7 protein-coding genes are annotated in these 16,685 nt (G+C 70.5%); 4 read left to right on the forward strand and 3 right to left on the reverse strand.

Features of this window, described 5'->3' with window-relative positions:
• Positions 1–166: 166 nt before the first annotated feature.
• Both ACH4S8_RS14320 and ACH4S8_RS14325 read right to left on the reverse strand, forming a co-directional pair.
• The gene (locus ACH4S8_RS14320) at positions 167–1,696 is read right to left on the reverse strand and encodes a helix-turn-helix domain-containing protein (RefSeq protein WP_398393546.1); all 1,530 of its coding nucleotides are present in this window, start codon (positions 1,694–1,696) and stop codon (positions 167–169) included.
• A 229-nt stretch (positions 1,697–1,925) separates the two neighbouring features.
• Positions 1,926–2,120, reverse strand: a complete 195-nt coding sequence (locus ACH4S8_RS14325) for a DUF4236 domain-containing protein (protein WP_103548131.1) — start codon at positions 2,118–2,120, stop codon at positions 1,926–1,928.
• Between the two features lie 439 nt (positions 2,121–2,559).
• On the opposite strand from ACH4S8_RS14325, the gene acnA reads away from it, so the two are divergent.
• From acnA to ACH4S8_RS14345, 4 genes are all read left to right on the forward strand, one after another.
• Complete coding sequence (gene acnA, locus ACH4S8_RS14330) at positions 2,560–5,274, forward strand: aconitate hydratase AcnA (RefSeq protein WP_398393549.1); 2,715 nt, start codon at positions 2,560–2,562, stop codon at positions 5,272–5,274.
• Positions 5,275–5,877: 603 nt separating this feature from the next.
• Entirely contained in the window at positions 5,878–7,530 is a 1,653-nt protein-coding gene (locus tag ACH4S8_RS14335; RefSeq protein WP_398393551.1) for a sensor histidine kinase, read from the forward strand.
• 321 nt (positions 7,531–7,851) lie between these two features.
• A complete protein-coding gene (locus tag ACH4S8_RS14340; RefSeq protein ID WP_398393553.1) occupies positions 7,852–8,958 on the forward strand; it encodes a lytic polysaccharide monooxygenase in 1,107 nt (368 codons plus the stop codon).
• A 482-nt stretch (positions 8,959–9,440) separates the two neighbouring features.
• Positions 9,441–12,719: a GH92 family glycosyl hydrolase gene (locus tag ACH4S8_RS14345; protein WP_398393555.1), complete on the forward strand. Its 3,279-nt coding sequence runs from the start codon at positions 9,441–9,443 to the stop codon at positions 12,717–12,719.
• A gap of 108 nt (positions 12,720–12,827) precedes the next feature.
• Here ACH4S8_RS14345 and ACH4S8_RS14350 read toward each other — a convergent pair whose 3' ends face one another.
• A complete protein-coding gene (locus ACH4S8_RS14350) occupies positions 12,828–16,652 on the reverse strand; it encodes a GH92 family glycosyl hydrolase (RefSeq protein ID WP_398393557.1) in 3,825 nt (1,274 codons plus the stop codon).
• Positions 16,653–16,685 lie beyond the last annotated feature (33 nt).

Raw genomic sequence — 16,685 nt, forward strand, 5'->3', positions numbered from 1 at the left:
ACGCATCACGTGGAGTGCCGGGCAATCCGTTCCCCAGCCCTGAGGCCGACAGTCTCTCGGCCTCGGTCCAAAAGTCCCTGAGAAATCCCACAGGCGAAGCCGAACCCCTCCTGGCTCACATACGCACAGTTCAGGAGGGGTTTAGCGGCGTTGTTTCTGAAGAACTTCAGATGTCCCGGAAGATCTCGATCTGGGCGCCGATCGAGTTCAGGCGCTCGGCGAGGTCCTCGTAACCGCGGTTGATGACGTACACGTTCCGCAGGACCGAGGTGCCGTCGGCCGCCATCATCGCGAGCAGCACGACCACCGCGGGCCGCAGGGCGGGCGGGCACATCATCTCGGCGGCGCGCCAGCGGGTCGGGCCCTCGACGAGCACCCGGTGCGGGTCGAGCAGCTGGAGCCGGCCGCCGAGGCGGTTCAGGTCCGTCAGGTAGATCGCCCGGTTGTCGTAGACCCAGTCGTGGATCAGCGTCTGGCCCTGCGCGGTGGCCGCGATGGCCGCGAAGAACGGGACGTTGTCGATGTTCAGGCCCGGGAACGGCATGGGGTGGATCTTGTCGATGGGCGCCTCCAGCTTGGAGGGCCGCACGGTGAGGTCGATCAGCCGCGTACGGCCGTTGTCCGCGAAGTACTCGGGCGTGCGGTCGTGGTCGAGGCCCATCTCCTCCAGGACCGCGAGCTCGATCTCCAGGAACTCGATCGGCACCCGGCGGACCGTCAGCTCCGACTCGGTGACCACGGCGGCGGCGAGCAGGCTCATCGCCTCGACCGGGTCCTCCGAGGGCGAGTAGTCCACGTCGACGTCGATGTTCGGCACGCCGTGCACGGTGAGCGTCGTGGTGCCGATGCCCTCCACCCGTACGCCCAGGGCCTCCAGGAAGAAGCACAGGTCCTGGACCATGTAGTTGGAGGAGGCGTTGCGGATGACCGTGACGCCGTCGTGGCGGGCGGCGGCGAGCAGCGCGTTCTCGGTGACCGTGTCCCCGCGCTCGGTCAGCACGATCGGACGTCCGGGGGTGACGGACCGGTCGACGCGGGCGTGGTACAGCCCCTCGGTCGCGGCGATGTCGAGGCCGAACCGGCGCAGCGCGATCATGTGCGGCTCGATGGTGCGGGTGCCGAGGTCGCAACCGCCCGCGTAGGGCAGCTTGAAGGCCTCCAGGCGGTGCAGGAGCGGGCCGAGGAACATGATGATGGACCGCGTGCGGATGGCCGCCTCGTGGTCGATCGACTCCATGTCCAGCTCGCTCGGCGGCACGATCTCGAGGTCGACGCCGTCGTTGATCCAGCGGGTGCGGACGCCGATCGAGTTGAGGACCTCCAGCAGGCGGTAGACCTCTTCGATCCGCGCCACCCGGCGCAGCACCGTGCGCCCCTTGTTCAGGAGCGTGGCGCACAGCAGGGCGACACAGGCGTTCTTGCTGGTCTTGACGTCGATCGAGCCGGACAGACGACGCCCGCCGACGACGCGCAGATGCATCGGACCCGCATACCCGAGCGAGACGATCTCGCTGTCCAGCGCCTCACCGATCCGGGCGATCATCTCAAGGCTGATGTTCTGGTTGCCGCGCTCGATGCGATTGACGGCGCTCTGACTGGTGCCGAGCGCCTCGGCGAGCTGCGACTGTGTCCAGCCCCGGTGTTGCCGGGCGTCACGGATGAGCTTGCCGATACGTACGAGGTAGTCGTCTGCCATGGCGCGACCGTATATCGGATGTGAGATAAAGAAAAATGGAGCGCGACCTTCCGTGTGACGGGGGCCACCAGGTGGTGTTCGAGGGGCAGTTCGGGTGTCCCGGACCGGCGTGGCGGCGGCGTCCGGGGCGTGCCGGAAGGTCCGGTGGGCCCGCGTCGCCGCCGCCGAGTGCCGGGAGGGGAGGCTTCCGTGACGGTTCGTCCGTGGCAGCCTCTTTGTCGCTATTAGCTCATTTTGCCTTGCGTGTGGTCTTGCGCCAGCCGAACGGCCCCGGCAGGTCCATCGACGTCGTCCTGCGCCCGGTGCTGCTGTGCGTGTGCTTCGGCCCGTGGTGTCCGCCCGTGGTGATGGACCACGACTTGCGGTTGATGTTGAGCCGCACCCCGGGAAGGATGCGGAAGCTCTTGCGGAAGGTGAGCGGCATGCTGCCCCCTGCGTAGGTCGCCCGGGACGTTCCCGGCGCACACCGGGTACCCCGGAACGGCCCTGGTGTGCCTGTCCGTGGCTTCGGCGCGTCAACTTCCGGCGGAAGGGGGTGCCGTGGCCGTCCGGGAGTGCGTCCCGGCCCGTGGCGGCTCGTCGGTGGCGGGCTGCGGATGCGCCGCCATGGCCGGGTGGTGCCGGACGATGCGGGCATTCCTCCCGTGGCGGGACATGTGGAACGGCCCGGACATGCGGGCGTGCGGACATGACCTGTCCGCCCCCATGCACTAGAGTTATCTCGACATCGAGATATCTGCCGAGGCGTACCGCAGCCGCCCGCCGGTAAGGGTTACCTAACTAAGCCTTACCTTAGCGGATCGGTCATGAAGCCGTGGCGGCAGGATGCGGTGGGAACGCGCACATCAATGAAGGAGACTGTCGTGTCGGCGAACAGCTTCGACGCCCGCAGCACGCTGCAGGTGGGCGACGAGTCGTACGAGATCTTCCGGCTGGACAAGGTGGAAGGCTCGGCTCGCCTTCCGTACAGCCTGAAGGTGCTGCTGGAGAACCTGCTCCGCACGGAGGACGGCGCGAACATCACCGCCGACCACATCCGGGCGCTCGGCGGCTGGGACTCGCAGGCCCAGCCCAGCCAGGAGATCCAGTTCACGCCCGCCCGCGTGATCATGCAGGACTTCACCGGCGTGCCCTGTGTCGTCGACCTCGCCACCATGCGTGAGGCCGTCAAGGAGCTCGGCGGCGACCCGGCCAAGGTCAACCCGCTCTCCCCGGCCGAGCTGGTCATCGACCACTCCGTCATCGCCGACAAGTTCGGCACGAAGGAAGCCTTCGGCCAGAACGTCGAGCTGGAGTACGGCCGCAACAAGGAGCGCTACCAGTTCCTGCGCTGGGGCCAGACCGCCTTCGACGACTTCAAGGTCGTCCCCCCGGGCACCGGCATCGTCCACCAGGTGAACATCGAGCACCTGGCGCGCACGGTCATGGTCCGAGGCGGCCAGGCGTACCCCGACACGCTGGTCGGCACCGACTCGCACACCACCATGGTCAACGGCCTCGGTGTGCTGGGCTGGGGCGTCGGCGGCATCGAGGCCGAGGCCGCGATGCTCGGCCAGCCGGTCTCCATGCTGATCCCGCGTGTCGTCGGCTTCAAGCTGACCGGCGAGCTCACCCCGGGCACGACCGCCACCGACCTCGTGCTGACCATCACCGAGATGCTGCGCAAGCACGGCGTCGTCGGCAAGTTCGTCGAGTTCTACGGCGAGGGTGTGGCCGCCACCTCCCTGGCCAACCGCGCCACCATCGGCAACATGTCGCCGGAGTTCGGTTCCACCGCCGCGATCTTCCCGATCGACGGCGAGACCATCAAGTACCTCAAGCTCACCGGCCGCTCCGAGCAGCAGCTCGCGCTCGTCGAGGCGTACGCCAAGGAGCAGGGCCTCTGGCTCGACCCGGCCGCCGAGCCCGACTTCTCCGAGAAGCTGGAGCTCGACCTCTCCACGGTCGTCCCCTCGATCGCCGGCCCGAAGCGCCCGCAGGACCGCATCGTCCTCGCGAACGCCGCCGAGCAGTTCAAGAGCGACGTGCGCAACTACGTCGCCGACGACGACGAGGCGGGCAAGGAGTCCTTCCCGGCCTCCGACTCCCCGGCGGCCGCCAACGGCGTCCCGTCCAACCCGGTCACGGTCACGGCCCCCGACGGCTCGACCTACGAGATCGACCACGGCGCGGTGACGGTCGCGGCCATCACCTCCTGCACCAACACCTCGAACCCGTACGTCATGGTCGCCGCCGCGCTCGTCGCGAAGAAGGCCGTGGAGAAGGGCCTGACCCGCAAGCCGTGGGTCAAGACCACCCTCGCCCCGGGCTCCAAGGTCGTCACCGACTACTTCGACAAGGCGGGGCTCACCCCCTACCTCGACAAGGTCGGCTTCAACCTGGTCGGCTACGGCTGCACCACCTGCATCGGCAACTCCGGCCCGCTGCCGGACGAGGTCTCCAAGGCCGTCAACGACCACGACCTCGCGGTCACCTCGGTCCTCTCCGGCAACCGGAACTTCGAGGGCCGTATCAACCCCGACGTCAAGATGAACTACCTGGCCTCCCCGCCGCTGGTCGTCGCCTACGCCCTCGCGGGCTCCATGAAGGTGGACATCACCCGCGACGCGCTCGGCACCGACACCGAGGGCAAGCCGGTCTACCTGGCCGACATCTGGCCCTCCGAGGCCGAGGTCAACGACGTCGTGGCGAACGCCATCGGCGAGGACATGTTCAGCAAGTCCTACCAGGACGTCTTCGCCGGTGACGCCCAGTGGCAGGCGCTGCCGATCCCCGAGGGCAACACCTTCGAGTGGGACCCGCAGTCGACGTACGTCCGCAAGCCCCCTTACTTCGAGGGCATGACGATGGAGACCACCCCGGTCTCGGACATCGCCGGCGCGCGCGTCCTCGCCAAGCTCGGCGACTCGGTCACCACCGACCACATCTCCCCGGCCGGTGCGATCAAGGCCGACACCCCCGGGGGCAAGTACCTCACGGAGCACGGTGTCGAGCGTCGTGACTTCAACAGCTACGGCTCGCGCCGCGGCAACCACGAGGTCATGATCCGCGGCACGTTCGCCAACATCCGCCTGCGCAACCAGATCGCGCCGGGCACCGAGGGCGGCTACACCCGCGACTTCACGCAGGACGGCGCCCCCGTCTCCTTCATCTACGACGCCTCGCGCAACTACATCGAGCAGGGCATCCCGCTGGTCATCCTGGCCGGCAAGGAGTACGGCTCCGGCTCGTCCCGCGACTGGGCCGCCAAGGGCACCGCGCTCCTCGGCGTCAAGGCCGTCATCGCCGAGTCGTACGAGCGCATCCACCGCTCGAACCTCATCGGCATGGGCGTCCTGCCGCTCCAGTTCCCGGAGGGCGTCACGGCCGAGTCCCTCGGTCTGACCGGCGAGGAGACCTTCTCCTTCACCGGTGTCGAGGAGCTCAACAACGGCACCACCCCGCGCACGGTGAAGGTCTCCACCGACACCGGCGTCGAGTTCGACGCGGTCGTCCGCATCGACACCCCCGGCGAGGCGGACTACTACCGCAACGGCGGCATCATGCAGTACGTGCTGCGCAACCTGATCCGCAACTGAGCGATCCGGTAAGGCAGCCGTAAGGCAGTCACCAGACGGCCCCAGGGCCGCCGAGGGCCGCACCCCCGACCGACCGGGGGTGCGGCCCTCCGCCGTTCGCCCACGGTCCCTTCCAGGACATCGGCGGTGCTCAGGCGGAGCACAGGATTCCCTCAGCGGGCGGGGACACGATTGCCCCATGTCCGGTGCATCTGGGTTCCTTGTCGGCCACGTCCCCGTCCGTGTCCATGCCCCCGTCCGTGTCCCTGTCCGTGTGCCGATCGTCCACGACGGACCGGTTCTTGCCGGTTCGCCGTCCGTCGCGCGCCCGCGCCCCGGACGCGGTACGGCTCCGGCCGCCGCGGGCCGTACGGCGCCCGGCCGTGCGTACGCCGACGTCGACAGGTCCTCGGAGAACGGGAGATGAGCCCGACCGGTGCGCACCGGCCCCTCATGGCGCGGACGCACGGAAGGTCCCCGCGCACGCCGTCCCCGCCCGTGCGGTCCGCGCGTACTCCGTCCCCGCCCGTGCGATCGTCGCGCACGCCGTCCCCGCGTCCGCGATCCCTGCGCACGCGGCTCCTCGTCCTCGTCGGACTCGCACTCCTCGGGGTGTGCGTGACCATGGCCGTCACCACGGTCCTCGCGCAACGCGCCTATCTCCTGGGCGACTTGGACCGGCGGGTCGCCGAGGCCGCCGAACGCGGCCGGGACGGTGTCCTCGGCGGCGGGTCCGGTACGGGGGCGGACCTCGGCTCCTTCGTCGGCCGGGGGCAGCCGGTCGGCATGATCGCCGCCCGGCTCGACGCGGCCGGGACCGTCATCGCCGCCGAGGTGGTGCGCCGTTCCGGCGGACCGCACGATCTCGGCGCCGCCCAGCGTTCGGCCCTCGGCGGCATCGAGACGGACGGCTCACCGCGCACCCGCACCGTCCCCGGCCTCGGTACCTACCGTGTCGCCGCGCTCGGCGGCGAGCGGCCCGTCCTCGCCGCCCTCCCGATGGACGACGTGCAGGACGCGCTGCGTGGTCTGGCCGTGGTCGAGACGGTGGCGGCGGCCTCCGCCGTCACCGTCGCGGGCTGCGTCTGCGCGGCCGTCCTCCGGCGCCGACTGCGTCCGCTCGAACGGGTGGCGGACATGGCCGCCGAGATCTCCCGGTCCCCGCTGGAACGGGACGAGTCGACGGGTCCGGCCCGGGACACCGGGGGAGACACCGGTCCCGGGGGAGTGGCGACCGGCCGGGCTCGGGTGCCTGAACGCGGTGCCGGACCGGGCGACGAGGCGACCGGTACGGCCCTGGGCGCCGAAGGAGACACCGGTCCCCGGGGAGCGGCGACCCGTTCGGCTCCGGCGCCCGGACGCGGCGCGGGACGAGGCGGTGAGGCCGACCGGATCGGCGTCGCCCTCGGCCTTCTGGCGGACCGCGCCGAGGCCGCCCGCGCCCGATGCCTGCGCGGTGAACAGGAGACGCGCCGCGGGGAGGAACGCGTGCGCGCCGGTGAGGAACGCATGCGCCGCTTCCTCGCCGACGCGAGCCATGAACTCCGTACACCGCTGGCGTCCATCGCCGGATACGCGGAACTGATGAACCGGGGCACCGGCATCGTCGAGCCGGCGGCGGCCTGGCGGCGGGTGTCCGCCGAGTCGGCGCGCATGACTGCCCTGGTCGAGGACCTGCTGCTGCTCGCCCGGCTCGACGAGGGGCACCCGCCGGTGCCGGCGGCGGTGGATCTGGCGGCGCTGGTCGCCGAGGCCGTGCGGGACGCGCGGGTCGCGGGCGAGGACCATCGCTGGCGGCTGGACCGGCTCCCGGACTCCCCGGTCCTGGTGGCTGGCGACGAGTCCCGGCTCCGGCAGGTGGTGGCGCACCTGCTGGCCAACGCCCGTGCGCACACACCGGCCGGTACGACGGTCGTCGCCACGGTGGAGGCCACGGACGCGGTCTGCACGATCCGGGTCCGCGACGACGGCCCCGGCATCCCGCCCGCCCTGCTGCCCCGCGTCTTCGAGCGCTTCACCCGCGCCGACGTCTCCCGCTCCCGCGTCTCTCCCGGACACGGCGGCTCGGGCCTCGGCCTCGCCGTCGCCGCGGCCGTCACACAGGCGCACCACGGCCGCATCCACGCCGAGAGCGCCCCGGGCCGCACCGAGTTCACCGTCGAACTCCCGGTGTTGCCGCACGTGCCCGCGCCGCGGCTCCCGACGGAACCGGCCCCTGGTGAGCGCGCACCCGCACCCCGGGCCGGAGGGGAGGCCGCCGTCTTTCCCCGGCGGTGAGCGCGAACGGTGAGCGCGAACGGGGAGCACGAACGGTGAGCGCGGATGGCGAGCGCGGATGGTGAGTGCGAACGGCTCACCGTCGCCCCGGCCAAGGTGCTCACGAACCGCTCGCGGGCCGGATCCGCGGAACCCGGATCCATGGAACCCGGGGAGGTCGGCCCCCGACGGTGAGACCGGTGCGCCGCCAGACGTTTACAGGGGCTCCCGGGCGCGCTACTTTCCGAGTGAGGTGGGAGCGCTCCCATACGGCGGACCGGAACCCGCCCCGGAGTCGCTCCCGCCTCGCCCCGATCCCGTACGCCCCACGAAGGGATTGTCATGTACTTAACAAGATCGGTGCGCGCGGTGGCGGGAGCGCGACCGCCACTCCGCCGATTACGGCTCCCCGGCCGCCGCCCGTCCTCCTTCCTCGTCCTCCTGGCCCTGCTGGCCGTGCTCCCGGCCCTCGCCCTGATCGCCGTGACCGGCGGCCGGGCCGAGGCGCACGGCACCCCCATGAAGCCCGGCAGCCGCACGTTCCTGTGCTGGCAGGACGGACTGACCGACACCGGTGAGATCAAACCGGTGAACCCGGCCTGCAAGGCGGCCCAACAGGTCGGTGGGACCACGCCGTTCTACAACTGGTTCTCGGTGCTGCGCTCGGACGGCGCCGGGCGCACCCGCGGCTTCGTCCCCGACGGCTCGCTGTGCAGCGGCGGCAACCCGAACTTCTCGGGCTTCGATCTGCCGCGCTCCGACTGGCCGTTGACCCACCTCACCGCGGGCGCGACCGTCGACTTCGCGTACAACGCCTGGGCGGCGCACCCGGGTTGGTTCTACGTCTACATCACCAAGGACGGCTTCGACCCCACGAAGCCCCTCACCTGGGACGCCATGGAGGACCAGCCGTTCCTCACGGTCGACCACCCGCCGCTCAACGGCACCCCGGGCACGGTCGAGGCCAACTACTCCTGGAGCGGCAGGCTGCCGGCGGGCAAGACCGGCCGGCACATCATCTACATGGTCTGGCAGCGCTCGGACAGCGCGGAGACCTTCTACTCCTGCTCGGACGTCGTCTTCGACGGCGGCAACGGCGAGGTGACCGGCATCCATGATCCGGGAAACCCGACCGAGCCCCCGCCCGGCGTGTGCTCGGCGACCCGGCGCACCACCAACAGCTGGCCCGGCGGTTACCAGTCCGAGGTCACGGTCACCAATACCGGCACGGTCCCGATGCTCGGCTGGATGGTCGACTGGACGCTGCCCGACGGGCAGTCGGTCGCCAGTCTGTGGAACGGCGACGCGACCTACAGCGGCCAGGACGTGATGGTGCACAACGCCGGCTGGAACGGTTCACTGAGTCCGGGCGGCAGCGCCACGTTCGGGTACGTCGTCCAGGGCTCGGGAGGCGATCCGTCGACGGCCCTTCCCTGTCGGGTCGGCTGAACGGGCGTCACTCGGGGCGGACCGGGTGGGTGGGTTCGGACCCACCCGGTCCGCGAGCCCGGACGCGGCGGGGGAGGCCCTGCCCGGGATGGTGCGGCTTGTGGCGACCGCTGTGCACGACAACGTTGTCGAACGGTCTGCGCAGAACTCTATCGCCTCAACGGACAACGATGTCAAGAACGTTGGCGGCCTACCTCGGCTCGTTCGCACCCTTCGGCCTTCACACCCTTCGGTCTTTGCACTCCTCGGTATTCGCACCCTTCGGCCTTCCGTGCCCCTCGGGGGTGAGCGCCGGGCATGTCGCCCGTCGGACCGGAACGGGCACGCGACCGGCCCGTCCCCCGTGGCTCCGTCGGAGTGCGCGCCGGGCGCGTCCCCGGCGCCGCAGGCGGTCTTCCGTGGTACCCGTGGCGCACGTTACTGTCCCTGCGGCTTGTGCGACCTGTGGTGCGCGACCCGTCCGAAGGAGGAGGGGCCGCGTCATGCGTTTCCGTCCGTCATCGTTACTGCTGGCCGTCGCCCTGACGGTCGCTGGCGCCACCCCGGCGCTCGCCGCGCCTCCGTCGGGGCCGCCGGAACTCGTCAAGGACCCCACCGCGTACGTCGACCCGCTCATCGGCACCCGGAACGGCGGTAACGTCTTCCCGGGCGCCGTCACGCCCTTCGGCATGCTCTCCTGGAGCCCGGAGAACACCCGCGGCGACGCCACCCGCACGGCCGCGCCCGGTGGTTACCAGTACGACGCCACGCGCATCCGCGGCTTCAGCCTCACCCACATGTCCGGAACGGGGTGCGCGGGCGGCAGCGGCGACATCCCGCTCTTCCCGTACGCCGGAGAGGTCACCTCGTCCCCGGCGACCGACACCAAGGACGCCGTCTACGCCTCCGGGTTCGCCCACACCGACGAGCTGGCCGAACCCGGCCACTACAAGGTGGGGCTCGCCTCCGGAGTGACCGCCGACCTCACGGCGACCGCCCGCACCGGCTCGGGCCGCTTCACCTTCCCCGCCGACAAGCCCGCCTCGATGCTGATCCGCACCGCCAACTCCGAGGTCGGCTCCACGGATTCGACCGTACGGATCGACCCGGCGACCAGGACCGTCTCGGGCTCCGTCACCTCCGGCAACTTCTGCGGCTACCTCGACCCCGAAGGCCAACGCTCCTACTACACCCTGTACTTCACCGCACGCTTCGACCGCGCCTTCAAGACCACCGGCACCTGGCAGGACGACCGGCTCAGCCCGGGGGCCACCGAGGCGACCGGCGGCACAGGCGGATTCAAACAGGGAGGCCGTCCCCTCGCGGGCAAGGGGGCGGGCGGCTATGTGGAGTTCGAACCCGGCACCGACCCGGTGAACGTCAAGGTCGGTATCTCCTACGTCAGTCAGGAGGGTGCCGCCGCCAACCTGGCGGACGAGAACCCGCCGTCCCGCTCCTTCGACTCCGTCCGGCGCGCCGCCCACCGCGCCTGGCGCGAACGGCTCGGCGCGATCGGCGTCGGCGGCGGCACCGACGGCGACCGCACGACCTTCTACACCGCGCTCTACCACGCCCTGCTGCACCCGAACGTCATCAGTGACGCCGACCGCAGATACCGGGGCCCCGACGACAAGGTGCACAGGGTCGGCCGGGGCCACGAGGCGCAGTACGGCACCTTCTCCGGCTGGGACGTCTACCGCTCGCAGGTCCAGCTGCTGACCCTGCTCGACCCGGACACCGGCTCCGACATCGCGCAGTCGCTCCTCGAACTCGCCCGGCAGAACGGGGGAGTGTGGGACCGCTGGCTGCACGGCGCGAGCGGCACCCATGTCATGAACGGCGATCCGTCGGCGCCCGCCCTCGCCGGCATCCGCGCCTTCGGCGGCACGGACTTCGACCTGCGCGGCGCCCTCGCCTCCCTGGTGAGGGCGGCGACCGTGCCGACCGAGGCGGACCTCTCGGCGGCGGGCAAACCGGTGCTCTCGGCCGGTCAGCGCCCCTCGCTCGACAAGTACCTCGAACACCACTACATGCCGTCCGTGTCCAACGCCTGGGGCGGCGCCGCCGAGACCCTGGAGATGTCCGGCGCGGACTTCGCGATCTCCCAACTGGCCAAGGCCGCGGGGGAGAAGAAGACCGCCGCCGACTTCGCCGAGCGCTCCCAGTGGTGGCAGAACAACTTCGACGTCGCGGCCGACCCCGGCGGCGGCTACATCGCCAACCGCAAGGCCGACGGCAGCTGGGTCACCGGGTTCACCCCGGCGACCGGCAACGGTTTCGTGGAGGGCACGGCGGCCCAGTACACCTGGATGGTGCAGCACGACCCGGCGGGCCTCTTCGCCGCCATGGGCGGGCGCGCCAAGGCCCTCGACCGTCTCGACACGTTCTTCCACGACGCGGACGGAAGCTGGGCGTTCAGCGGCAGCGGCGGCGACAAGTCCGAGCTGGACAACGAGCCGTCGGTCAACGTGCCCTACCTGTACGACTACGCGGGCGCGCCCTACAAGACGCAGGAGACCGTCCGCGCGGCGATGAGCAAGCTGTGGTCGACGCGGCCCGAGGGCATCCCCGGCAACGACGACCTCGGCGAGATGTCGTCCTGGTACGTCTTCTCCGCGCTCGGCATGTACCCCCAGGTGCCCTCCCGCGCCGAACTCACGCTGGCCTCACCGCTGTTCCCGAGGATCGAGATCGAGCGTCCGGGCGGCGCCGACATCGAGATCCGGGCCAGGGGCGCGGCCGCGGACACCCCGTACGTCCGGTCGCTGCGGGTCGACGGCCGCACCAGCGGCCGGCCCTGGCTGCCGGCCTCCTTCGTCCGGGACGGCGGCACCCTCGACTACACGCTGTCCGCGACACCCGACAAGGGCTGGGGCAGCGCCGAGGCCGCCGCGCCGCCCTCCTTCCGCAGGGGTGAGCAGCCGTACCAGATCGGTGTGGGCCCGACGGCCGCGACGCTCGCGCCCGGCGGCAGTACCGCGCTCGACATCCGCGCCCTCGCCCTCGGCGGGGGAGCCGGGCCCGAGGTCCGGTTCCACGTCGACGTGCCCGCGGGCGTGACGGCCACGCCGACGGAGGGCACGGTGAGCGACGGCGCCCAGCGGATCGTCCTCACCGCCGCCGCCGACGCCGAGCAGGGGTTCTACGACGCCAAGGTGTCCGTGACCTCCGGCGACACCGCGTACACGCAGCCGGTGGCGCTGACCGTCGCGGCTCCGGGGTCCCTCCTCGCCGCCTACGACAACACCGGTGTCTCGGACGACGCCGGGGATCATTCCGAGGCCGACTACGACGGCGGAGGCTGGAGCTACTCCCGTCAGGCCCTCGCCGACGCGGGTCTGACCCCGGGCGGCCGGGGAACGGTGGACGGTCTCGCCTTCACCTGGCCGAAGTCCCCGTCCGGCCGCCCCGACAACGCCTCGGCCACCTCGCAGACCATCGAACTGAGCGACCCGGCGAGCCGGTTGTCCTTCATCGGCAGCGCGGTGAACGGCAACCAGAAGACCACGGCGACCGTCACCTACACCGACGGCAGCACCGACTCCGTCGACCTGTCCTTCACCGACTGGACCGTCGGCGGTGGAGGCGGGACCGTCCAGTACGGCAACGAGACCGTCGCGAAGACCGCCTACCGCAACGTCGCCGGCGCCGACAAGGACCCGGTGGCCACCTACGTCTTCGCCACCAAGCCGTTCACGGCACCGGACGGCAAGACGGTCAGGAGCGTCAAGCTCCCGGACGACGCGGACCTGCACGTCTTCACCCTCGCGGTGAGCCGGTGAACCGGTGAGCTGACCCGTACACACGCACGCGTACGCGAACCTCCGTACACGGACGCGGGGCGGGCCCGGAGTCTCCTCCGGGCCCGCCCCTTCGTCGTCGGGTGCGGCTCAGGCCAGCAGTTCCACCTCCGCGAGGGTCGACTCGCCGTCGAGGACGAGACGGTAGTGGGCGTACGAGCCCGGGGACGCGACCGTGAACGCCCGGGTCTGTCTGTCCCAGGGGAAGGACTCACCGGAGCGCTTGTCGAGGTCGGTCCAGGCCGTCCCGTCCGTGGAGCCTTGCAGCGTCCATCCGGTCGGGGCCTTGGTGTGGTCCGAGGAGGTCAGCGTGTACTGGACTCCCTCGGTGCCGCCGCCGACCGGCAGGTCCACCGAGGTGACGGTGGCGTCCGTGGCCGAGGTGTTGTCGAACAGGGCGCCGTCCCCCTCGAGGGTGTCCGCGCGCGGGGTGGGCACCTTGTCGTCCTCGGTGACCGACACCGGTGCCGCGTCCTTGCCGGTGCCCCACGAGGACGGCTCGGGGCCCATGTCGAACTCCAGCACTCCGCCACGGGTGATCATCGAGTGGGGGAGCGAGGTCGAGTTCCACCGCTTGCCGTTGAACCGGACCCCCTGCACGTACACGTTCTTCGTGCTGTTGCGCGGGGCCTTGATGACGAGGTCCTTGCCGTTCTCCAGGTGGACCGTCGCCTTGGTGAACAGCGGGGAGCCGATGGCGTACTCGCCGCTGCCCATCACCAGCGGGTAGAAGCCGAGCGCGGAGAAGAGGTACCAGGCCGACTGCTCGCCGTTGTCCTCGTCGCCGTGGTAGCCCTGCCCGATCTCGCTGCCGGTGTAGAGGCGGGAGAGGACCTCGCGGATGTTCTTCTGGGCCTTCCAGGGCTGCCCGGCCGCGTCGTACATGTAGTTCACGTGGTGGGCGACCTGGTTGGAGTGTCCGTACTGGCCCATCCGCACGTCCCGGGCCTCGGTCATCTCGTGGATGACGCCGCCGTAGGAGCCGACGGTGTCGGGCGAGGCCGTCTCGGGGGTGGAGAAGTACGTGTCGAGCTTCTCCGCGAGCGCGGCGCGGCCGCCGTACAGGTTGGCGAGACCGCGCGAGTCCTGCGGCGCGGTGAAGGCGTACCCCCAGCCGTCGGTCTCCGTGTAGTCGTAACCCCACACGCGCGGGTCGTACTTGGCGGAGTCCACCCGCCAGCCGCCCTTGGCGTCGCGGCCCTGGAAGAAGCCGGCCTTGGAGTCGAAGAGGTTCACGTAGTCCCGGGAGCGGTTGAGGAAGTAGTCCGACTCCTCCTTGTAGCGTTTCTCGCCGGTCTTCCTGTAGAGCGCCTTGCCCATCTCGGCGATGCCGTAGTCGTTGACGTAGCCCTCCATGGCCCAGGACAGGCCCTCGCCCGTGGAGGTGCTCGTGTAGCCGAGGAAGGGGGAGGTGGCCATGCCCTTGCGGCCCACGCCGGACGTCGGCGGGACGACGGTGGCGTTCTTCAGGGCCGCCTCGTACGCCGCCTTCGCGTCGAAGCCGACGCCCTTGACGTACGCGTCCGCGAACGCCACGTCCGAGGAGGTGCCGGTCATCAGGTCCGCGTAGCCGGGCGAGGACCAGCGCGAGGTCCAGCCGCCGTCCTTGTACTGCTGCACGAACCCGTCGACCATCTCACCGGCCTGATGGGGCGTCAGGAACGAATAGGCCGGCCAGGTGGTGCGGTAGGTGTCCCAGAAGCCGTTGTTGACGTACACCTTGCCGTCGACGATCTTCGCCCCGGTGTGGGTCGCGGTGTCCGGACCCGGCATCGGGGAGAACGGCGAGGCGTACTGGTACTTCGAACCGACCTTCTCGAAGCCGGAGTTCGGGTAGAGGTAGAGCCGGTACATGCTGGAGTACAGCGTGGTGAGCTGGTCCGGGGTGGCGCCCTGCACCTCGATGCGGCCGAACAGCCGGTCCCACTGCCTGCGCGCGTCCTTCTTGACGCTGTCGAACGACGTGCCGTCCGGGATCTCCTGGCTCAGGTTGTCCTTGGCCTGGTCGATGCTGATGAGCGAGGTGGCCAGGCGCAGGGTGACGGTGTGGTCAGAGCCGGGCTTGAACCTCATGTAGCCCTTGACGCCACTGGCGGAGCCCTCGGTCACGGGCGCGTCGAAGACGCCGTAGACGAAGAGCCGGGTGGCGCCGGTCGACAGCCCGGACTTCACGTCCGAGTAGCCGGTGACGACTCCCGCCGAGGTGTCCAGCGTCAGGCCCGCCTGCTCGGTGACGTTGTCGAAGATCACGCTCGCGTCGTCGCCCGGATAGGTGAAGCGCAGAGCCGCGGCGTGATCGGTCGGGGCCATCTCCGCCTTGAGACCGTTCTCGAACGTCACGCCGTAGTAGTACGGCCGTGCGGTCTCGTTCTCGTGCCGGAAGGCCAGTTCGCGGGCCTCCCGGCCGGTCTCCGGGGTGCCGGAGGCGGCCGACGGCATCACCTGGAAGGTCTGCCGGTCCCCCATCCAGGGGCTCGGCTCGTGGCTCGCGCTGAACGCCTGGATGGTGGGCAGGTTGTCCGCGTTGTTGGCGCGGGCGTAGTCGTAAAGCCAGCTCAGCGAGCCCGCGTTGGTCACCGGCGTCCAGAAGTTGAAGCCGTGCGGCACGGCCGTCGCCGGGAAGTTGTTGCCGCGCGAGAAGCCGCCGCTGGAGTTGGTGCCGCGGGTCGTGAGCGCGTAGTCGGCCAGGTGCGCCGCGGGCTTCTGCGGAGCGGCCCGGCGCAGCGAGACGTCGTCGAGCCAGCCGCGGAACTTCGCGGGGCCCTTCGGCGAGTCGTAGGCGAGGAGGATCCGGTCGACGGTCTTCCCGGCCGCGACGGAACCGATCCGCGAGGTCACGTTGTTCCACTGGTTGACGTACAGCACCTTGGCGGCGCCCTGGCCCTGCGGGGTCAGCGCGAAGCCGTGGCTGTCCACGGCGTTCAGCCCGCTCAGCGAGGTGCCGTCGGTGAAGACCAGGTCCACGGCCACGTTCGTGGCGTCGTAGTCCCGGTCGCCGTCCGCCATCGAGGGGAAGATGCGGTACGACAGTTCGGTGTCGCGTCCGACGGCGACGTCCACGTCGAACACCTTGTTGTACGAGTACGCACGGCCGTCCCCCTTGTGGGTGCCGGCGTAGCGCAGGGCCCGCTTGCCCGTGAAGCCCGCGCCCGCCTTGGCGGTCGGCGAGCCGCTCGGCCCCCGGTCCACGAGGGAGAGCATGTCCTTGGGCGTCGGGTCGTCGCTCTGCCCCGTCGAGAACTGGACGTCGGCGATCTGGAGGATGTCGCCGCCGTTGTTCTTCGTGACGTCGAGCCGGAAGTGCTGGTACTCGACGGGGCTCTGGATGTCGTACGTCTTCGTCCGGAACCGCTCGCCGAAGGATTCCCCGGAGCGGGTGTCGAGGGTCTTCCAGTCCTTGCCGTCGGTGGAGCCCTCGAGGGTCCAGTCCTTCGGGTCGCGCTCGTCGTGGTCGTTTGCGGATGTGAGCGCGTACGTGACCGCCTTGACCGGTGCGTCCAGGTCGAACTCCGCCCAGCCGGTGGGCTCGAAGGTAAGCCACTTGGTGCTCGACTCGCCGTCGACGAGGTTCTCCTTGACCTCGCCCGCACCGGTGTTCTCGCCGCTGGCCCGCACGTCGGTGACATGGTCGGTCACGTTGCCGGGGATGCCGGTGCTGTAGCCGCCGTCGACGCCCGAGGACCGCTTCGTCCCGTCGGGAGCGGTGTCCACCGTGTTGAGCCAGTCCGGGGCCGGATCGCCCGCTTCGAACGAGGAGCCGAACTCCCGGTCGGGCTTGGCGGCTTGGGCGGGCAGGGCGACCGCGACGCCCTGGGAGGCCGCTAACAGGGCGAGGGCCGCCACCCCCAGAGCCGCCGGCGAACGCCGTCCCCTTCGCCGCGTGGAACTCTGTCTGTACCGAGCTCTGTGCTGCATGCGCGAGCACCCTCCCTGCACGTGGACAACGTT

It is taken from the genome of Streptomyces sp. NPDC021080 (assembly GCF_044333225.1).
In the GTDB taxonomy this organism is placed as follows: Bacteria; Actinomycetota; Actinomycetes; order Streptomycetales; family Streptomycetaceae; genus Streptomyces.